The sequence below is a fragment of the Paramylibacter ulvae genome (assembly GCF_014652655.1).
GTDB classification, from domain to species: Bacteria; Pseudomonadota; Alphaproteobacteria; order Rhodobacterales; family Rhodobacteraceae; genus Amylibacter; species Amylibacter ulvae.
In genome coordinates this window covers 20,864-41,448 of record NZ_BMZF01000002.1, presented here as the reverse complement: position 1 = coordinate 41,448, position 20,585 = coordinate 20,864, and the positions used below count along the sequence as shown (strand labels likewise).

The 20,585-nt window shown below is 50.4% G+C and carries 19 protein-coding genes and 1 pseudogene; 13 read left to right on the top strand and 7 right to left on the bottom strand.

Annotation, left to right across the window (positions count from 1 at the left end):
- Positions 1-74: 74 nt before the first annotated feature.
- Positions 75-989 (bottom strand): porin, encoded by a 915-nt coding sequence (locus tag IE094_RS05040; protein WP_189639498.1) that lies wholly within the window; start codon positions 987-989, stop codon positions 75-77.
- Between the two features lie 250 nt (positions 990-1,239).
- On the opposite strand from IE094_RS05040, the gene IE094_RS05035 reads away from it, so the two are divergent.
- The 5 genes from IE094_RS05035 (at position 1,240) to IE094_RS05015 (ending at position 6,422) form a co-directional block, all read left to right on the top strand.
- Complete coding sequence (locus IE094_RS05035; RefSeq protein ID WP_189639497.1) at positions 1,240-1,689, top strand: DUF3576 domain-containing protein; 450 nt, start codon at positions 1,240-1,242, stop codon at positions 1,687-1,689.
- Positions 1,690-1,759: 70 nt separating this feature from the next.
- Complete coding sequence (gene leuS, locus IE094_RS05030) at positions 1,760-4,303, top strand: leucine--tRNA ligase (RefSeq protein ID WP_189639496.1); 2,544 nt, start codon at positions 1,760-1,762, stop codon at positions 4,301-4,303.
- Positions 4,290-4,787, top strand: a complete 498-nt coding sequence (lptE, locus tag IE094_RS05025; RefSeq protein ID WP_189639495.1) for an LPS assembly lipoprotein LptE — start codon at positions 4,290-4,292, stop codon at positions 4,785-4,787. Before leuS ends, lptE begins: the two co-directional genes overlap by 14 nt.
- Positions 4,784-5,812, top strand: a complete 1,029-nt coding sequence (gene holA, locus IE094_RS05020; protein WP_189639494.1) for a DNA polymerase III subunit delta — start codon at positions 4,784-4,786, stop codon at positions 5,810-5,812. The genes lptE and holA overlap by 4 nt, the downstream gene beginning before the upstream one ends.
- A 10-nt stretch (positions 5,813-5,822) precedes the next feature.
- Positions 5,823-6,422 carry a glutathione S-transferase family protein gene (locus IE094_RS05015; RefSeq protein WP_189639493.1) on the top strand — a complete coding sequence of 200 codons (600 nt, stop codon included), beginning with the start codon at positions 5,823-5,825 and terminating at the stop codon, positions 6,420-6,422.
- Here the strand turns inward: IE094_RS05015 and IE094_RS05010 are convergent.
- Genes IE094_RS05010 through IE094_RS05000 form a run of 3 tightly spaced genes read right to left on the bottom strand, consistent with a single transcriptional unit; the run spans position 6,408 to position 9,685 of the window.
- Positions 6,408-7,583 carry a TIGR03862 family flavoprotein gene (locus IE094_RS05010; RefSeq protein WP_189639492.1) on the bottom strand — a complete coding sequence of 392 codons (1,176 nt, stop codon included), beginning with the start codon at positions 7,581-7,583 and terminating at the stop codon, positions 6,408-6,410. The genes IE094_RS05015 and IE094_RS05010 overlap by 15 nt on opposite strands.
- Positions 7,580-8,884 carry a mechanosensitive ion channel family protein gene (locus IE094_RS05005; RefSeq protein ID WP_189639491.1) on the bottom strand — a complete coding sequence of 435 codons (1,305 nt, stop codon included), beginning with the start codon at positions 8,882-8,884 and terminating at the stop codon, positions 7,580-7,582. The genes IE094_RS05010 and IE094_RS05005 overlap by 4 nt, the downstream gene beginning before the upstream one ends.
- A 39-nt stretch (positions 8,885-8,923) precedes the next feature.
- A complete protein-coding gene (locus tag IE094_RS05000) occupies positions 8,924-9,685 on the bottom strand; it encodes an SDR family oxidoreductase (protein ID WP_189639490.1) in 762 nt (253 codons plus the stop codon).
- Positions 9,686-9,883: 198 nt separating this feature from the next.
- Between IE094_RS05000 and IE094_RS04995 the strand changes: the two genes are divergently transcribed.
- The 6 genes from IE094_RS04995 to lpxK are packed head-to-tail and all read left to right on the top strand — an operon-like array spanning position 9,884 to position 15,895.
- Positions 9,884-11,344 (top strand): DUF2125 domain-containing protein, encoded by a 1,461-nt coding sequence (locus IE094_RS04995; RefSeq protein ID WP_189639489.1) that lies wholly within the window; start codon positions 9,884-9,886, stop codon positions 11,342-11,344.
- A gap of 13 nt (positions 11,345-11,357) precedes the next feature.
- Positions 11,358-12,704, top strand: coding sequence for a TldD/PmbA family protein (locus IE094_RS04990; RefSeq protein ID WP_189639488.1), 1,347 nt, complete (start codon positions 11,358-11,360; stop codon positions 12,702-12,704).
- Positions 12,697-13,461 carry a 3'(2'),5'-bisphosphate nucleotidase CysQ gene (locus tag IE094_RS04985; RefSeq protein WP_308429204.1) on the top strand — a complete coding sequence of 255 codons (765 nt, stop codon included), beginning with the start codon at positions 12,697-12,699 and terminating at the stop codon, positions 13,459-13,461. Before IE094_RS04990 ends, IE094_RS04985 begins: the two co-directional genes overlap by 8 nt.
- 16 nt (positions 13,462-13,477) lie before the next feature.
- Positions 13,478-13,720 carry a DUF4170 domain-containing protein gene (locus tag IE094_RS04980; protein WP_189639486.1) on the top strand — a complete coding sequence of 81 codons (243 nt, stop codon included), beginning with the start codon at positions 13,478-13,480 and terminating at the stop codon, positions 13,718-13,720.
- A gap of 7 nt (positions 13,721-13,727) precedes the next feature.
- Positions 13,728-14,930, top strand: coding sequence for a 3-deoxy-D-manno-octulosonic acid transferase (locus IE094_RS04975; RefSeq protein WP_189639485.1), 1,203 nt, complete (start codon positions 13,728-13,730; stop codon positions 14,928-14,930).
- Positions 14,930-15,895, top strand: a complete 966-nt coding sequence (lpxK, locus tag IE094_RS04970; protein ID WP_189639484.1) for a tetraacyldisaccharide 4'-kinase — start codon at positions 14,930-14,932, stop codon at positions 15,893-15,895. The genes IE094_RS04975 and lpxK overlap by 1 nt, the downstream gene beginning before the upstream one ends.
- On the opposite strand, the gene IE094_RS04965 is transcribed toward lpxK, so the two are convergent.
- The 3 genes from IE094_RS04965 to IE094_RS04955 are packed head-to-tail and all read right to left on the bottom strand — an operon-like array spanning position 15,892 to position 18,270.
- Positions 15,892-17,028: a CaiB/BaiF CoA transferase family protein gene (locus IE094_RS04965; RefSeq protein WP_189639483.1), complete on the bottom strand. Its 1,137-nt coding sequence runs from the start codon at positions 17,026-17,028 to the stop codon at positions 15,892-15,894. The genes lpxK and IE094_RS04965 overlap by 4 nt on opposite strands.
- Before the next feature lie 3 nt (positions 17,029-17,031).
- Positions 17,032-17,718 carry a DsbA family protein gene (locus tag IE094_RS04960; protein WP_229802067.1) on the bottom strand — a complete coding sequence of 229 codons (687 nt, stop codon included), beginning with the start codon at positions 17,716-17,718 and terminating at the stop codon, positions 17,032-17,034.
- 12 nt (positions 17,719-17,730) lie between these two features.
- Positions 17,731-18,270 carry a DUF721 domain-containing protein gene (locus IE094_RS04955; protein WP_189639482.1) on the bottom strand — a complete coding sequence of 180 codons (540 nt, stop codon included), beginning with the start codon at positions 18,268-18,270 and terminating at the stop codon, positions 17,731-17,733.
- A 143-nt stretch (positions 18,271-18,413) separates the two neighbouring features.
- Here IE094_RS04955 and IE094_RS04950 point away from each other — a divergent pair, with 143 nt between their 5' ends.
- Together IE094_RS04950 and IE094_RS04945 are read left to right on the top strand one after the other, a co-directional pair.
- Positions 18,414-19,427: an A/G-specific adenine glycosylase gene (locus IE094_RS04950; RefSeq protein WP_189639805.1), complete on the top strand. Its 1,014-nt coding sequence runs from the start codon at positions 18,414-18,416 to the stop codon at positions 19,425-19,427.
- A pseudogene (locus tag IE094_RS04945) lies at positions 19,424-20,362 on the top strand (alkane 1-monooxygenase); the annotation flags it as partial. The gene IE094_RS04950 and the pseudogene IE094_RS04945, both read left to right, overlap by 4 nt.
- Positions 20,363-20,585 lie beyond the last annotated feature (223 nt).

Here is a 20,585-nt window from a genome sequence, read left to right as displayed (position 1 = left end):
AATCATCGGCACTCGCAAAACAAAAAAAAGGAGCAGGTAAAAACCTGCTCCTTTCGAAACTAATTCCAGTGGAATTAGAAGTCCATGCGTAGACCCAATGAGAATGTGTCATTAGTAGTAGCTGCACCGTAACCAGTGTCGCCTTTACCGTAACCAGCAGCAACAACTGCGCCGCCACCTAGGTCGTAGTTTACAACCAAACCGTAACCGTCAGCAGATGCGCCGCCCAGTTCTGATTTTGTGTAGTTAGCGTGCATCAACAATGCGCCAGTTGTGTAGCCAAGGCCGATACCCATTGTATCGTAATCGCTACCACCGATTTCGCCGTCTGCGTAGTTCAACACAACGTCAAAGCCAGCTACTGATGTAGAAGCAGAAAGACCGATCATGTCACCAGCTACGCCCGCGTCTTGGTAACCCAAGCCGAAGCCAACATTTACGCCACCAAGATCAGCACCGTATTTCAGACCCAATGCGTAAACAGCGTCTGTTGTTTGGTCGATGTCTTGAGCAGAAACAGCTACGCCGAAATCACCAAAAGTGTTGTCGTAACGCAAGATTGTACCTGAGTCGAAGAAACCGTTGCCGCCGTGTGACCCGTCGTATGCAAAGTATGCAGTGTGGTCATCAGCGATTGCTGTACCCATTGCGATTTCTGACATTGCCCAATCAAGCGCACCGTCTGTGTCGCCCATTGTCAACGCGCCGAAGCCGCCTTTGATATATACTGATGAATCGTTGTCGTATGATGGGATGCCGTTGTCGTCGCCAGCGTTAGTAACTTCGTCAAGATCGATTGTCGCGCCGAATGACAAGCCGCCATCTGTTTCGCCTGACAATGTGAAGATCACGTCGATGTCGTTGTGGAACTGTGTGTTTGTACCGTTGTCTACGATACCCATTTCAGCAGAACCGCCCAAAGAAACGTCAGCAGCCGCGAAGCCAGCTGATGCAACTAGTGCTGTAGAAGCAATAAGTAGTTTTTTCATTTTATTTTCCCTCGTTGAGATAAATGAAGGTGCACTCGACCTAGGGAATTCCAGATCGATTGGTGGCAAAATCGTTCAAAACGCGCCAAGGGTCAAGAATTTCGGGAATAGTTTTCCGACTGTTCCATTTTTTGGTGCATACATGTCACAGTGGCAGAAACTAGCCTATAAAACCCAGTGAAATAACGCCTTGTTCTATAATGGTCTACAGGTTAAAAATGCCACGAACAATCAGGACCTTGGGGGCAAAATGCGCCATATTATCAAGAATTTAATCGCCAGCATCGCCGTTTTGGGTGTTGTTGCTGGTTGCAGCCAGATCAATACGGCACCAAAAGAACCCGTTGTCGAAGAAGAACGCGAAACGATTTGGGATTTGTTTGAAAACAAAGATAAATCAACGCAAGTTCAGGTGAACAAGTATATTTGGGCGGCATCGCTTGATGTTTTAAGCTTCCTCCCGATAGAGGCCGCCGATCCATTTACAGGTGTGATTGTGATGGGTTGGGGATCTGCCCCCGGTTCCAGTCAGCGTTATCGCGCATCCGTATTTATCAAAGATGCGGCACTCGACGCACGTAGCCTTAAGGTTTCCGTGCAAACACCATCAGGTGCCGCGAGTGCGCAAACGCAACGCCAAATCGAAGATGCAATCCTGACCCGCGCACGCCAATTGCGCATATCAGGTGCCAAACTATAAGCCGTGATCGGCACAACCACTGAATACACGCCGGGCGATTTGTCCGGCGTTTAACGTTAAAGGAATGAATATGTCACGATACAACGCCCGTGTGACAGAGCCAAAATGGCAAGCGGAATGGGAAAAAGGCGCGGTGTTTAACGCGCAGGTCGATCACAATCGCGAAAAATATTATGTGCTGGAAATGTTTCCATACCCATCTGGGCGCATTCATATGGGGCATGTGCGCAACTATACCATGGGTGATGTTGTGGCGCGCTATAAATCCGCCGTTGGTTTTAACGTGTTGCACCCGATGGGTTGGGATGCATTTGGGATGCCTGCCGAAAACGCGGCGATGGAAAAAAAGGTTCATCCAGGCGATTGGACATATCAAAATATCGCGGATATGCGCGCACAATTGAAACCCATGGGGCTGTCGATTGATTGGTCACGCGAATTGGCAACGTGCGACCCTGAATATTACGGTCAGCAACAGGCGATGTTTATCGACATGTTGGACAAAGGTTTGGTGTATCGCAAAAACGCGGTGGTCAACTGGGACCCAGTCGATATGACCGTTTTGGCCAATGAACAGGTCGAAGCAGGGCGCGGTTGGCGTTCGGGCGCATTGGTTGAACGCAAAGAATTAACGCAGTGGTTTTTCAAAATTTCGGATTATTCCGAAGAATTGTTAGGTGCGATTGATAATCTTAAGGACTGGCCTGAAAAAGTACGCTTGATGCAGAAAAACTGGATCGGCAAATCAACGGGGATGCAGTTTCGATTTAAAACCACGGGTGCACCCGCGGGTTTTGAAGAGCTGGATGTTTATACAACCCGCCCCGATACATTGTTTGGCGCATCATTCGCCGCCATTTCTGCAGATCATCCTTTGGCCAAGGCGCTTGAGGCGGATTATGAAAATATCGCCGCATTCAACGCCGAATGCCGCCAGATGGACACCACAGAAGAGGCATTAGAAACAGCCGAGAAAAAAGGTTACGATACGGGCATCACTGTAACGCATCCGTTTAACCCGTCTTGGGAATTGCCCGTATATATCGCCAACTTTATTTTGATGGGCTATGGTACGGGTGCGATTTTTGGCTGTCCTGCGCATGATCAACGCGATTTGGATTTTGCGCGCAAATACGATTTGGTGGTGACACCGGTTGTTTGCCCTGATGACCAAGATCCCGATACATTCACAATTGGTGCGGATGCATATCTTGGTACAGGTAAGCTGATTAATTCGCGTTTCTTGGATGGGCTAACCATCGAAGAGGGTAAAACAGAGGTGATCAATCGTATCACCGTTGCGGGCATGGGCGAGGCAACAACGCAATATCGTCTGCGTGATTGGGGCGTTTCGCGTCAGCGTTATTGGGGTTGTCCGATCCCAGTGGTGCATTGTGAAAAATGTGGTGTGGTTCCTGAGAAAAAGGAAAACCTGCCGATTGAATTACCAAAAGATGTGACATTCGAAAAACCGGGCAATCCGTTGGATCGACATGATGCGTGGCGCAATTGCGAATGCCCATCCTGTGGTGGTGCGGCGTTGCGCGAAACTGACACGATGGATACATTTGTAGACAGCTCTTGGTATTACGCACGTTTCACGGCGCCGCGCGCGGATACGCCAACGGTTGCCGAAGACGCTGCATATTGGATGAATGTCGATCAATATATCGGTGGGATTGAACACGCGATTTTGCATCTGTTGTATTCACGCTTCTTTGCGCGTGCGATGAATATTACGGGGCATTTACCAGATAACGCTGTTGAACCGTTCAACGCCTTGTTTACCCAAGGCATGGTTTGCCATGAAACATATAAAGATGTGGATGGAAAATGGCTAAACCCCGATGAAATCAAACCCGTTGATGATGGATATGTTGATGGCGCGGGTCGCCCTGTCACGGTTGGCCCATCAATCAAAATGTCCAAATCCAAGAAAAACGTGGTCGATCCCGAAGATATCATTGATCAATATGGTGCCGATACCGCGCGTTGGTTTGTCATGTCCGACAGCCCACCAGAGCGCGACGTTGAATGGACCGCATCAGGCGCAGAGGCGGCATGGAAACATTTGCAACGCGTGTGGCGTTTGACGGATGAAATCACGCAAATGGATGATACAGCAGGTTCTGCGGACGAGGCACTTGCCCTGCAAAAGGCAACCCATCGTGCGATTGATGATGTTACCAACGGGGTCGAAGGCTTTGCATTCAACAAATCCGTTGCTGCACTTTATCAATTCACCAATGCGATGGCGAAATCCAAGGCGGATAAAGTAACGAAAACCGCATCAATGTTGACCATGGCGCAATTGATGCAACCAATGACCCCCCACTTGGCCGAAGAAATCTGGGCCACATTGGGTGGTGCTGGTTTGGTAGCGCAAGCATCATGGCCCGCGGTTGATCCTGATATGTTGGTTGACGATACTGTCACCATGCCAATTCAGATCAACGGCAAGCGACGCGCGGAAATTGTCGTATCCGCAACCGCGAGCAAAGAAGAGATTGAAAAATTAGCGCTGGCAAGTGATGCTGTGGTCAAAGCTTTGGACGGGGCAACCCCGAAAAAGATGATCGTGGTTCCAGGGCGCATTATCAATGTCGTTATTTAATCGCAGAACAGTGTTAATGGGTGGCGGTCTTGCCACCCTTTCGGCCTGTGGATTTGAACCCGTGTATGGCACTGGCAAAGCATCCAGCGCCATCATCGGGAAAATAGAAATCCAAGAACAAAACGGTCGATCTGCGTTTGAGCTGCGTGATCGATTGCAAAACCGTCTGGGTGTTGCCGATGCAAATGCGCCGTATTTCTTGATCTATTCACTCGAAATCGAAGAAGACGATCTGGTTGTCACATCAGAGGCGGAAATCACACGATATAATCTGGCCGCAACAGCGGAATACAAAGTGTTCGAACGCGGAAGCAACAAGGTCGTGTTTACCGATACGGTGACAACAACCACATCATATTCCGCAACTTCCGAAACATACCCGACACGCGTGGCAGAACGGGGTGCAAATGTGCGTCTGTCTCATTCCATTGCGGATCAAATGTTCACACGCCTTTCCATCACCGCCAAGGATTGGTTGGCATGAAATTGGCAGGGCCGCGTGCGGCGGCGTATTTTGCCAAACCTGATCCTACCCATTCTGGCCTGCTTATCTATGGTGCTGATGCCATGCGCGTGGCGTTGCGCCGCCAAGAGGTTGTCAAAGCAATCGTTGGCGAAACGGGCGAAGAAGAAATGCGTTTCACCCGTATTTCTGCCGCCGATCTGCGCAAAGAACCCGCCTTGGTTTTAGATGGTCTAAAATCCCAAGGATTTTTCCCAGGTCCACGTGCTGTACTGGTCGAGGATGCGGGCGATGGTCTGGCACCCACGTTGGAAACCGCACTATCAGAATGGCAAACGGGTGATGCCATGTTGATCGTCACGGCAGGGCAACTTAATGCGCGATCCAAGTTGCGCAAAGTTTTTGAATCAACACAAACCACTGTTGCCATCGGCATTTACAACGACCCGCCCAGCAAAGAAGAAATTAGCGCGACTTTGACCAAGGCTGGCCTGACTAATATTTCGGGCGAGGCAATGACCGATTTGCAAAATCTGGGGCGAGAATTGGATCCTGGTGATTTTACACAAACGATGGAAAAATTATCACTGTATAAATACGGCGATGACACGGCTGTTTCCAGCGATGATGTCGAAATCTGTGCACCTGCCACATCCGATGCTGGTATTGATGACGTGATCCATATCATCGCCGAGGCAAAATCGGGCGAGGTTGGGCCCGTCCTAAAACGTCTATTCGGCCAAGGCATTAACCCCACTACATTATGCATCAGCGCGACGCGCCATTTTCGCATATTACACGCCGCAGCCAGCCATGCAGATGGCCCAGATGTCGCCTTGTCACGCGCACGCCCCCCCGTTTTCGGGGCGCGCAAGGATCGCATGGTTCGCCAAGCGCGCAATTGGGGCAGCCCCAAATTGGAAAAGGCACTGGATGTGTTGATGGAAACCGATTTATCCTTGCGTTCATCGCGCCCCTTGCCCGATGCTGCACTGGTGGAACGCGCATTTATTCGATTGGCCATGATGGCGCGTGGACGAAATTAAGGGGAATAATATGTATCAATTGATCGGCACACCAACCAACCGCACATTTCGCGTGATGTGGGCGATGGCGGAAATGGAATTGGAATACACACAAATTCAGGCCAGCCCAGGGAGCGACGCGGCACGTGAATTTAACCCATCGGGCAAGGTTCCCGCATTGGTGGTCGAGGGACAAACGATAATCGACAGCGTTGCGATCATGCAATTTCTGGCTGATAAACACGGAAAAATTACCTTTCCCGCGGGATCAATTGAACGCGCGCAACAAGATAGTTTCACGCAGTTACTCAACGATGATTTGGATGCGATTTTGTGGTGTGCGGCGCGTCATTCTTTCATTTTGCCCAAAGAAAAACGCGTGCCAGAGGTAAAAGAAACCCTTAACTGGGAATTTACCCGCAACCTTGGAATTTTGGAAAAACGCATGGGTGATGGGCCGTATTTGATGGGTGAAAAATTCACCGTACCCGATATCGTTTTAACCCATTGTTTGGGCTGGGCGCGGGTCGCCAAATTTGATCTTCCAAGCGAGGGCCCGATCAAGGACTATATCCGCCGCACGATTGCACGCCCTGCGTATATCGCGGCGAACGCATTACGCACGGGATAGAAATTTCACCGCACCCATTCCCGCCACGCGCCCCGTGGCAAGACATGCGGTGATCAAATATCCACCTGTTGGTGCTTCCCAATCCAACATTTCGCCAGCGCAAAACACACCCTGTTTTTCGTGCAGCATTAACTCATCGCTCAGCGCAGATTTCGCAACACCTCCAGCGGTGGAAATCGCCTCGTCCATCGGGCGTGGACCATTATGATCAATTGGCAAATCCTTGGCCAGCATCGCAAATTGATCGCGCGGCGCGTTCTTGGCAAATTCGTTGAATAGCGCGGATTTTGCAGGGGACAATGAAAATGCCTTGCGCAATATCGAACTGCGCGATGCCTTGGCGGGTTGTTTTTGTAGTCGTTTAGTGAGGATTTCAATGGAAACATCAGGGCAGAGATCAAGAGTAAGGTTTGCACCATTGCGCATGGTACGCGAAACGGCATAAATACCGCCGCCCTCCAACCCAGTGCGTGAAATGACAATTTCACCCGGAACCGATTGATCGCCAGTGTTTAATCGCACTGGCTTTATCGGTTGGCCAAAATGGGGTTCCATGTGTTTTGACCATTCCACCACAAACCCCATATTTGCGGGCTTGAATGACGTGGTTTCAATGCCAGAATTTGCGAATATCTCCGCCCAATGACCCGTGGACCCAAGCCGTGCCCAACTGGCGCCGCCCATTGCAAAAACGGATGCACGCGGTGTGATGCACTGTTTGCCATTTGGGGTGTCGAAGTGTAAATTTTTATCATCCCAACCATCCCATTTCCAGTTTGTGCGAAACGCGACACCCTTGTCTGACAGGCGTGCCAGCCATGCACGCAACATTGGCGATGCCTTCATCGTCTTTGGAAATACCCGCCCTGATGAACCTGTGAAAACATCACCACCCAGCGCATTGGCAAACGCGATAACGGTGTTTGGATCAAATGCGGTGATCATCGGGCGCAACCAATCCGCATCTGCGCCATATGCTGCGATGAATTTTTCAAATGGCTCATCCATTGTCAGGTTCAAACCCGATTTGCCCGCCATCAAAAATTTACGTCCAAAGGTTGGTTTGGCATCGGCCACAACAACCGAAAACCCTGCATCGGCGATGGTTTCCGCCGCCATCAATCCCGCAGGCCCTGCACCGATGATAACGGCATCTGTCATGTTTTTTGCAGTGACCCTTTGATTTCGACAACGCGATGTGGGTATGGAATTTCAATTCCGTTATCTTTCAATGCGTTCCAGATCAAAAACAACACATCGGACGTGTATTTGTTTTTACCGTCATCAATGCCCTCGACCCAAAATTCGACGCTGAAATCAATGCCGCTATCGCCAAAACCGCGCAGTTCGCAATCTGGCTTTTCGGGCTTGTCCAATACATCTGGATGGGTCGCAACCGCGGCCTCGACAATGGCGGGAACTTTGTTGATGTCTGTGTCGTAAGACACTGAAAAATCAGCCTCGTATCGGTTCCCTGATCCTGCATCGGACCAGTTGGTGATGCGTGTCGTGATGAAATCCTCATTTGGGACAACGATCCATTTCCCATCAAAGGTTTCAAGGATTGTCGCACGCGACAACATTTTAACAATTGTGCCGCTTTCCCCGCCGTCCAGTTCAACAAAGTCACCAACGGTCGCTTGCCCTTCGAGCAGCAAGATTATGCCTGAAATAAAGTTCGAGGCGATCTTTTGCAGACCAAAGCCAAGCCCGACGCCAATCGCACCACCCATCACCGCAAGTGCGGACATGTTGATGCCCATAATGCTCATCAGCAGGAGAAAACAAGCGCCAAAAATAGAAAGTTCAACAGCCTTGGTGGCCAATTCGCGTGTGGGCACACGCATGTCTTCTTGGGCGCGGATATATTGCGCGGATTGATCGTTTGACCAACGCCCCAACCAAAACAGGATCGACCCTGCCACGACCCCGCGCAAAATCGCGAGCAAGGAAAAGTTGATATTCCCGACGGCAACATTGGTATCACCCAAAAATGTCATCAAAGTTGGTAACAGGCCAAGCGCATAGATGGCCGCGATTGGGACGATGATATATTTGCCAAGCATTTTCAGGAATGGTGAATAAATAACCCGATTTACCAGACGCTTAGCCGCCAAAAAGATAAAGATGCGTTTGCCAAATGCAATCACATCGCCCGACCCAAATGCGGCGCGTGTGGCTTGTTCACCGATGGCTGTAAAACCATAGGCGAGAAGTGGCAGTAACAGTGGTAAAAACAACAGCGCCATGTTCATCGCGCTGGCAAAAATCGGGCGCATATCATCACTGGGCGTGAGCAAATGGCGCAATGTTTTGCCAAGTTTTTTGTTGATTAATACCGCCAACAAATAGGCAACGATCAACACCGCAAATTGCGACCATGCGGCGGGACTGGTGAGCCAGTTCAATGCCAAATCACGGCCAATTTCCCAATATTCCAATGCTTTGGCTTGGATATCCATAACGCTCTCTTTTTTGCTGGGTTATAGCGTTTGTTGGGTTTAAATCAATCCAATGCTTTTGCGGATACTATCTTCGCGAAGACTTACGGTTTTGCCCAGATAGTTATCCGCGCCATGGGTTGCCATCCATGCCAAAGCACGCGCAGGCCAATCAACGGGGACGTGATTTTCCCATGGGATTTGCGAAACTGGGTTCACGCCACTGTTGCGAATTGCGACCTGCATATCGGTGGCAACTGTCCCCGGTGACAATACCAATGCGCGAATACCATTTTGCGATTCTTCTTCGTGTAAACAATGGTTTAGATGGTGAACCGCAGCTTTTGATGTGCAATATGCAGACCAGCCTTCCAACGCGGATGTTGCCGCACCTGATCCAATCGAAATGATCGTCCCACCTCCGTTTTTGCGCATCAATGGTAATGCGGCGCGGATGCCGTAAAATACGCCCTTGACGTTGATATCAATGACTTGTCCCCATGCATCTGGGGCGGCGTTTTCCAATCTTTCCACAGGTTCAAGTACGCCTGCGTTATTGATTAAAACATCGGGAATTCCATAGGTTGCAACGCAATATTCCACCAGTGAAACAACTGAATTGTAATCGGAAACATCACAAGAAAACGCGCTGGCCTTACCGCCATTTGCGTTGATTTCGGCAGCAACATTTTCAATGTCTTTGGTGCTGCGTGCGGATAACACTACATTTGCGCCACGGTCTGCAAATTCGCGTGCACTGGCCGCGCCAATGCCCCGCGATGCGCCAGTGATAATTACGGTTTTGCCTGAAAAATCTGTCATGGTTTTGGTGCCCGTTCATGTTGGAAAGTCGCAAACGATTGTGGCGTGCCACATGGCACAGTGCAAGAAAAAACCACCGTAGGACAAGCGTCCGACAGCCGTGGGACATGTGGCGGACAGCCGTCGGGCATATTGTTTTCGCGGTTGTCCCTCGTCCAGCGCTGATTTAGGCTGTGCAAAATTTTTCAGGAGAGCCGCATGTTTCAACCCCGTAGTATTTTCGCCAGCACGCTTGCCATCACAACCGCAATGGGCGGAATGGCGTTTAGCGAAGAACAAGCAACCAAAATTTTAGAAGAATATTTTGATATCTTTAAATCAACGCCGCTGGTTGCCAGTATCGGGAACAAAGATGACGCACGCGGTCACACTCAATGGGATGACATTATCCTAAAAACCGAAGACGGTGACGCGGAAATTAGCATCCCGTGGGTGCGTGTGGATAAAAAATTATTGGGCGGGCATGTTTTAACCATCGCCCCAGAAACCACCATGGCGTTCGAAGTTCCCGATGCGGATGATGCGCCAAAGGTTGAAATGACAATGACCCACACGGGCATGGAAACCAATGTTAGCGGCGAAGAAGGTGCACGTAGTTTCGAGACGACATTCGATAATGTCGCGATCAAGAGCACGTCTGAGAGCATGTTCACGATCGACGCCACGATGACAGATGGCAAAACCAACACGACAATCATGGGTGGGGATGATCCGCGCAGCAAGGGTGATTTTAGTTTCGCAGATTTGACACTGAATTACGGTTTCACAATCGAAGATCAGAAAACCGAAGCATTCAGCAGCACCAAGGATTTGTCTGGCGATTTCAACATGCCAATTTTTGGTGATTTCGCTGGCGATAATCCGTTTGCGGGATTTGATGCGAGCAAAGAAGTTTTAATCAATTATCGCACGGGCGAAATTGTTTCAAAATCCAGTGCGACATCACCGATGGGACCGATCAATTTCGAAGTGAATGCCAATAGCAGTGATATGAAACTGAGCCTGTTGGATAATATCGCCAATATGACCAGCAACGGCAGCGACATTGATTACAAATTCGAAAGTGTGGGCTTGGGGATGCCGCCCATGGATTTATCGATCGCGGGTATGGTTTCCGAAATTCAAATCCCGATTGAAAACATGGATGATGCAAAACCCGCCAAAATTAAAATGGTTCTGAGCGAGATGGCATTATCCGACACCATCTGGGGCATGTTTGATCCAACCGCGAAATTGCCGCGCGATAATATTGATCTGAATATCGATGCGCAGGGCGATATGCGTTGGACAAAAACGATCGCAGATGTGTCCGCCGATCCCGCCAATCCTGAACCACCTGTTCAGATGGATAACCTGCAAGTGAATGCATTGAACCTGAATGCAGCGGGGGCGAAATTGGTGACCACGGGCGCATTGCTGTTTCATAACATGCAATTTCCACCACAGGTCGAGGGATCAATGAATGTTGATCTGCAAGGGGCGCAAGCGTTGTTGAAAAAGCTAACTGAAATCGGTTTGGTGCCCGCACAAAACGCCATGATGATCCAAGGGATGAGCGCAATGTTTTTCCGCCCCGGTGGCGGGGACGATCATTTGATCTCGGAAATTAAGCTGTCCAAAGATGGCGGTATCACCGCTAATGGCATGCCAATTAAATAAGTGGAAATAACACGTGGCCAATGATTTTAACGACCTGTCGGCAAAGGTTTTAGCCGCCGCCAAATCCGCAGGCGCGGATGCCGCCGATGTTTTGCTGGTGGATGGCACAACCGTTTCGATTGAGGTGCGCGCAGGCGCATTGGAACATGCCGAACGATCAGAGGGTGTTGATATCGGGCTGCGTGTGTTCAAGGGCAAAAAACAGGCCAGCGTTTCGGTTTCTGATCTGTCCGATCATACGATTGAACAAATGGCGTTGCGCGCTGTCGCCATGGCCGATGTTGCGCCCGATGATCCATACTGTGGTTTGGCCGATCCCGATCAATTGGTCAGGTCTTGGGACGTGGAAGCATTGGAATTATACGACCCGTCCGATCCGATGAGCGCGGATGAATTGCAAGAGGCCGCATTGGCGGCAGAGGCCGCCGCATTGGCGGTAAATGGTGTCAGCCAAGCCCAAGGCGCATCCGCTGGATATTCCAGTTCACGCGTACATATGGCGGCAACCAACGGGTTTTCGGGTGGGTATCGCCGTACATCGACATCGACATCTTGTGTCGCGATTTCGGGCACTGGTTTGAACATGGAACGCGACTGGTGTGGTGAATCGCGCAGCCATGCGGATGAATTACCAAGCCCTGAATCCATCGGCCAATTGGCGGGTGAACGTGCTGTGGCACGCGGAGGCGCAACGCGCCCACCAACGGGCGCATATCCCGTTTTATTTGATGAGCGAATTTCATCAACATTGATCGGGCATATGGCAGCGGCGATCAATGGATCATCCATTGTGCGCGGTTCAAGCTGGTTATCCGATGCGCTGGGCAAACAGGTGTTGCCCCGTGGTATGACATTGATCGAAGATCCAACGCGCAAACGCGTGGCAGGATCGCGCCCATTCGATGGCGAAGGATTGCCCGTCGCACCGCGCGAAATAATTTTGGATGGCGTGTTACAAGGCTGGACATTGGATTTATCCACTGCTCGCCAATTGGGCATGCAAAGCACGGGCAATGCCGCGCGTGGCATTGGCGGCCCACCATCCCCAACAACGGGCAATCTGGCGTTAACCATGGGCGAATATAGCCATGCAGAATTGGTCGCACAGATGGGCACGGGGTTGATCGTGACATCCATGATTGGTTCAACCATCAGCCCAACAACCGGTGATTATTCACGCGGTGCTGCGGGGTTATGGGTGGAAAACGGTGAAATCATTGGCCCTGTCAATGAATGCACAATCGCGGGAAATTTGCGCGATATGTTAAAGACGCTGGTTGCAGGCAACGATGCGCGAATGCATCTGAGCCGCAATATCCCAAGTTTGCTGGTCGAAGGGTTAACCATTGCCGGTGCCTGATCTGACATTGCTAACCGATGCCGCCTTGGCATCGGGCGAAATCGCAATGCGGTTTTTTCGCAAAGAATTAAATGCTTGGGACAAGGGCGGCGGACAAGGCCCCGTTTCCGAGGCTGATTTGGCCATTGATAAAATGCTCTGCGCCGAATTTGGTGCAGCGCGTCCTGATTATGGTTGGTTATCCGAAGAAACCGATGATGATCCTGCGCGGCTTGATTGTGAAAACGTATTTATCGTTGATCCCATTGACGGCACACGTTCATTCATCAACGGGCATGAAAATTTTGCCGTATCCTTGGCCGTGGCCAAGGCGGGCGAGGTGACCGCGGCGGTGGTGCATTTGCCGGCCAAGGGTTTGACCTATGCCGCTGCGCTCGGGGCGGGTGCAACGTTGAACGGTGAGCCGATCCGCCATAATGGGAACACAGAAATTCGCGGTGCGCGTATTTTGGCATCGGGTAGCCAGACGAAATCTGAAATGTGGGTCAAACGCCCGCCACCAATCGAACGCCATTTCCGATCATCGCTTGCATATCGGATGTGTTTGGTCGCCCAAGGGCGGTTTGACGGCATGTTAACCCTGCGCCCAACCTGGGAATGGGATGTGGCGGGTGGTGATCTGATTTGCCGCGAGGCAGGGGTGTCTGTGACCATGCGAAATGGGCAGTCCCCAAAATATAATAGCGCGACGGCCTGTTTTGATGGTTTAATCGCAGCGACACCTGTCATACATACGGGTCTGTTAGACCACCTTTAGCTGAAAGGAATTTGCGATGGTACAACGTTTGCATTTGGTTTTTGGGGGCGATCTGAAAGATCCCGCAACCAAAGAATTCAAAGACGTTTCTAAAATTGATCTTGTAGGGATTTTCCCAAACTATCAATCTGCGTTCGATGCGTGGAAAGGTATGGCGCATAAAACCGTGGATAACGCACACACACGTTATTTCATTGCGCACCTGCATCGTTTGCGTGACGAAGAATCGCCTGCCAGCCCAACCGAAGAATTAAGCTGATAATCGGATGACAGCGGTTGGTGATCAAGCGTCGCATCGCGCACAGCGCGAAGGCCGACCAACCCTGTTACGCCCGACAGGGGCGTTGGTGTGGATTCACTTTGAAACCGCAAGCGAAGTCATCGACAGCGCTGAATTGGTGCGCATGTTGCAATCATCTCCGACGGCACCATTTGTGTTGCTAACTACGAATGAGGACGGCGTGGTTGAACATCTGCGCCGCAAATTGCCCCAAGGCGCAGTGCATCAATATCTTCCGATTGATCAACAAGCGTTTGTTGGGAAATTTTTGGATTATTGGCGACCAGACTACTGTATTTGGGCGTCCGACACGATGCAGCCAAATATCATGACTTTGGCGCATAAACGCGGGGTGAAGTTGGTTTATGCGAATGCAAATCCGCCACAAATTTCAAGATTCAAGCGTTTTTTATCAAATAGATACACTGGTTTATTAAAGCATTTCGTAAAGGTTCTGCCTGTTTCGATTGTCGCTGCAAACAGATGCGCGGCACTGGGTGTTACGACCGACAATATAACCGTGATGCCAGCGTTGAAATCTGGTGGCGAAGCGATGGAATGCGATGAAACTGAACGTGCGCATATCGCAAAATCGATTGGTGGGCGGCCCATTTGGTATGGGATTGGAGTTCAGGACAGCGAGTTGGAAATGATCATCGCTGCGCAAAAATTCACCGCGCGTCGCGCACAGCGATTATTATCCATCATTCAGCCCGCGCAAAAAAATCAATTAGAAAGTTTTGAACGTAAATTTAAGGCCCAAGGTTTTATCGTGCATCGCAGATCCGAATGTGATGCGCCAAAACCCGAAACTCAGGTCTATTTGATTGATAGTTTCGAAGAGGAGGGATTGTGGCTGCGCATCGCGCCCGTCACCTATATCGGGTGTAGCTTTGACAAGGCGCGTGAATTTGATCCGCTAAAGGTTGCGGCCCTGGGCTCTGCGATTATTCATGGACCAGAAATGAATTTTTCTACGGTCTCTATCAGCCGATTACAACGCGCAAACGCGACACGAGCGATTACAGATCAATCGGATTTTTCAACAGCGTTGGCAGATGTGATCGCCCCCGATGTGGCCGCCGAATTGGCACAGGCCGCTTGGCTAACAACATCCATCGGTGCGGAAACAACGGATTATTTGTTCGAGATGATCCAAGAATATCTGGCAGAAAAGGAAATCGCGTGATGAGGCCGCCGCGTTTTTGGTACACCGATACGGTTGGATTGAACGCAATGGCGCTGCGCCCGTTGTCAATGCTGTATCAATACCTGTCCAATCGGCGCTGGACGGGCGGTGCGCATCGCAAGGTTTCGGTGCCAGTGATTTGCGTTGGAAATATCAATCTGGGGGGCACCGGAAAAACACCCACTTCTATTTATTTATCAATGAAATTGAATGAGATGGGGCGCGACGTTCATTTTGTGACACGCGGATACGGCGGCAAATTACAAGGCCCCATTCAGGTTGATATCAACACACATAGTGCCGATGACGTTGGCGACGAGCCGTTGTTATTGGCGGGATTTGGGCCCACTTGGGTTTCCAAAAATCGGGGCGCTGGCGTTGATGCTGCGATTGCAGCGGGAGCAGAATGTATCATATTGGATGACGGTATGCAAAATCCCGCGATTGCCAAAGACTTGACCATCATGGTGGTTGATGGCGGTGTCGGTTTTGGTAACGCGCGGATTTTCCCCGCGGGCCCATTGCGTGAATCCGTGCAATCCGGTTTGCAAAAAACAAACTTTGTTTTGGTTGTGGGCGATGGCGCGGTGAAACTTCCAGCCGATGCGCCCCCCGTTTTATCGGGTGCATTACAGGTGTTGCAAACGGGTATGGATTGGTCGGGGATGCGTGCACTGGCATTTGCGGGGATTGGGCGGCCTGAAAAATTTTACAACAGCCTGCGATCAACGGGTGCGGATGTTGTGCAAACACGCAGCTTTGGTGATCATCAAAAGCTGCCCGTTGCGATATTGAAGCGGTTAGAAACCGAAGCATGGCAGTTGGATGCGCAACTGGTGACAACCGAAAAGGATGCAGCACGGCTTCCAAGTGGTTGGCAACAAAAGATTTTAACCCTGCCTGTGCGAATGAACATCGCAGATGAAGAACCGTTGCTTGCGGCACTTGCGGCGTTGTTTGATTAATCTTTTTTCAAAACATCTTGGGTATGTTTGCCCAACCGTGGTGATGGTTCGTTTTGCATCATGTCTGATTGCGAAAAACGTATGGGATTACGGATAGATGGAACACCATCCAAATCCAATTGCAGTCCACGTGATTTCACCTGTGGATCGGCAAAAACCTCTGCCATATCGTTGATTGGCCCCGCGGGGACGCCGTTGGTTTCGCAGGCTTGCAAACATTCCGATTTGCTAATTTTTTCCAGCTCTGCCTGTAGCATTGGCACGAGAATATCGCGATGTTCAACGCGTGCCTGATTGGTGGCGAAACGCGGGTCCTTTGCCAAATGATCGAGGTTTAGGATCGCGCAAAGTTTCGCAAATTGTCCATCATTGCCCACGGCCAGAATAACGTGACCATCGGATGTGGCGAACACGCGGTATGGGACGATGTTTGGATGATCATTCCCACGGCGTTGTGGTGCCACACCGGTGGTGAGGAAATTCATACCCTGATTGGCGGAAACGGCGGTGCAAACATCCAAGAGCGACATATCAATATGTTGCCCATGCCCCGTTGTTGCGCGGTGCGCCAATGCGCCCTGAATTGCGATCACACTGTAAAGCCCTGTGAAAACATCCGTAACTGCGACGCCCACTTTTTGTGGTTGGCTGTCAGGTTCACCAGTGTAGGACATCAGCCCCGCCATGCCCTGCATCAAGAAATCATATCCCGCGCGATTGGCATAGGGGCCAGTTTGACCAAAACCTGTTATAGAACAATAAATTAGACGGGGATTTAAATGTGAAAGTGACTCAAAATCGAGCCCATATTTTTTCAGACCGCCGACCTTGAAATTTTCGATGAGCACATCTGCATCCGCAATTAAATCAAGCAGGTGTTGGCGCCCAACTTCGGTTTTGAAATCCAGCACGACGGATTTTTTACCGCGGTTACAGGCGTGAAAATATGCGGCGGTTGTTTCGCCATCATGCTCAATAAATGGTGGCCCCCATGTGCGGGTGTCATCGCCAGATGGGCTTTCGATCTTGATCACCTCAGCACCCAAATCAGCCAAGGTTTGCCCCGCCCAAGGGCCCGCAAGGATGCGGGCCAGCTCGATCACTTTGATACCGTTGAGCGGGGTATTGTTCATGGATTATTCGGCAATCGCGTTCAGTTTTGATTCAAGCTCGCCATACGACATATTACCATTTGATTCACCGTTGATGATTAGTGTTGGTGTGGCGCGAACATCATCAGCGTCTGCGTTTTTCTGATACGCTGCGACCAATGCTTCTGCGTGGTCTTTGTTTTGCAGACATTGTTCCATTTGCGCATCGTCCATGCCCGCGATGCGACCGATTTTATAAAGGTTCTGCGCAATCGTCGCACCATCTTCGCCAGCGGTCCATGTTTGTTGTGTTTTGAAAATCATATCGGCCAGACCGAAATATTTATCCTCGCCACCGCAACGCGCCAGCATACCAGCCCAAAGACCAAGGCGATCAAAATATACTTCGCGGAATACGAATTTCACTTTGCCCGTATCGATAAAGTTTTTCTTTAGATCAGGGTAAACGTTTTCGTGGAATGTGCGGCAATGTGGGCATGTAAATGATGCATATTCAACGATGGTGATTGGGGCATCCGCATCGCCCAAGACCATTTCAACAACATCAGCGGTCGGTGCGGCTGTGTCAGGTTCGGCTGTTTCTGTTGTGGCCTGTGCAATAACCGTTTGTTCTGGTTCTACCGCATCTGATGCGGAAATCCCGCGAATGGCAAAACCACCAGCAGCAATTAAAACAAGCGCTGCAATAATCATTGGAAAAGTACGTGACATAAAGGTTCCCTTTTATTGTCCCCGACGGGATAGAATGTTTTTGCCCAAAAGCTCTAAGGCATCTTTCAGGGTCGTATCTGCCACATCTTTAACCGATGTTTCAATCTGTTCGATCTGAACTTTGGACAACTCTTTGTGTTTAGGTTTGTGGGCAAATTCGGATTTTGGTTCTTGAAATCCGCTGCCAAACCCCGTTGGGGCGGTTTGCGTCAATGTAATACGGGCAATTGCATTGTACCCGTAACACGAATTCACCCGTTCAATGATCTGAGGAATTTGCATTTGCAACATCGGCGCATTTGCGCCGTTACACAGCAACGTCAGGTTTGCACCGAACCCTTGTTTAGAATATCCAACCTTGATCGGTTGCGCGATGGCGGCAATTTGCGAGCCAGCGATCTCTGCCCATTGCGTCAGCAGGCGCGTTTCGGCGAATCCGCGTTTTTCACTGGCGGCGCGAATGCGTTGCTGTAACAACCCGCTGGTTTGCAAAAAACCACGGCTTTTGCGTTTGGGAGGTGTGCCCGATTTTGATTGTGATTGACGTGCCATGGTGATCCGTTGCTTTGCTGTGGTATCTTACGCGTGATTGCGTATTTTGCCAGTGAATAAGGCATGAAGGGCACGGAATTTTGGATCAAAAGCGAGACAAGAGCGAAATTTTGCTGGCGTGGTATGATGAACATGCCCGCCTGATGCCATGGCGTGTGCCACCCGCACAACGCCAATTGGGTGTGTTGCCCGATCCATATCATGTTTGGCTGTCAGAGGTGATGTTGCAACAAACAACTGTGGCGGCGGTGCGTGATTATTTTGTGAAATTTACCCAGATGTGGCCAACGGTCAGCGATTTGGCGGCCGCCGATGATGGTGATGTGATGGCGGCGTGGGCAGGGCTTGGCTATTACGCGCGGGCACGCAATTTGTTGAAATGTGCTCGGGTTGTTGCACATGATTTGGAGGGTGTTTTTCCAGATAATGAGGCGGCGTTATTAAAATTGCCAGGCATCGGTCCATATACCGCCGCCGCGGTGAGCGCGATTGCCTTTGATGTTCCTGCAACTGTTTTGGATGGCAATGTGGAACGGGTGATGGCGCGCCAATTTGCGGTGATGGAACCACTGCCCGATAGCAAAGAGGCGTTGCGTGAACTGGCCGCATCGCGCACGCCGCAAAACCGAGCGGGCGATTATGCGCAGGCCGTGATGGATTTAGGGGCGACAGTATGCACCCCGCGTTCCCCGCATTGTGGGGTTTGCCCATGGGCGGACGGTTGCGTTGCACGTGCGCAAGGGATCGCCGCCGAGCTCCCTAAAAAGCGCAAAAAGGCCAAGGTTCCAACGCGGGTGGGCGTTGTATATGTGGCGCGTCGATGTGATGGCGCGGTGTTACTGGAACAACGACCCGACAAAGGATTGTTGGGTGGCATGATGGGATGGCCAGGCAGCGATTGGGCACAAACGCAGATTGATCATGATCAACCGCTTGATGCCAATTGGCGCACCTTGCCGGAAACTGTGCGTCACACATTCACCCATTTTCATCTGCATCTTACGGTGATGGTGACAAATATACCCGATGATCCCCCCGTGTTTCGCGGCGTATTTGTTGACAGCGAACGCTTTGATGCCAATGCTTTGCCAACCGTGATGCGCAAGGTTTGGAAACAAGCCCAGCTCGCATTGATTGAGACAGGATCGGATAGATGAACACACCCAAAGATATATCGCTGTTACGCAATGCGTTGCCGTTTTGGATCACGTTGTTGACCTTGGTATTGCTGGGCGTTTCGGCATATCTGGGTGGGTGGTGGTTGTTGCTGGTTTATCTGAACACTTGGATATTGATCGGCGCACTTGATACGTTCGAAGGATTATATACCGCCAATGCCGACCCACAGACAGATGATGCCAGCCTGTTTTGGTTTCGCTTGATCACCATCATTTGGTTTCCGTTGGAATTTATCGCCGTGTTTGCCTGTATCGCAGCGGTGACATTTGGCGATTATACAATCTGGGAAAAATTTGCGCTGATGGGGAGCATGGGGATTATCACAGGGTCCGTTGGGATCGTGTATGCCCATGAATTGATGCATCAAAAATCCAAGCTGGAACGCCACATGGGCGATGGTTTGATGGCGCTGGCATTATACGGGCATTTTCGATCAGAACATTTATTGGTGCACCACCGATATGTTGGCACACCCAAGGATCCCGTAACCGCGCGTTATAACGAAGGGTTCCATCGGTTTTTTCCGCGCGTTTTGATTGGGTGTTTGAAATCCAGTTGGGCGGCCGAAAAATCAATGTTGGCACGCAAGAAATTGTTATGGTGGCATAAATCCAATCCATTTTGGAAATACGCAACATTGCAAGGCGCATTTTTGTTGATTGCCTTTGCCATTGGTGGCCTTGCTGGTGTTGGGTTTTTCATATTCCAAGCCGCAATTGCCGTTTGGCAGTTGGAGTTGGTGAATTATGTCGAACATTATGGATTAACGCGCAAACATTTGGGCGATGGAAAGTATGAACATACCAAGCCGCAACATTCTTGGAATGCCGCACATAAGGTTTCGAATTACTTTTTGCTGAATTTGCAGCGCCATTCGGATCATCATTATAAACCAGATCGGCGATACCCGTTGTTGCAAAATTACGAAGATGACGCCGCGCCGCAATTGCCGCGCAGTTATCCGATCATGACATTTCTGGCAATGATCCCACCTGTTTGGAAACGTGTGATGAACCCGCGCGTGCGTGCGTGGCGTGCACAGTTTTATCCAGAAATCACCGATTGGCATGCCTATAACAAGGCAGAAAACCCGATGCCCAGATAGCAAAAAGCCCCGCCAAAAATAATGGCGGGGA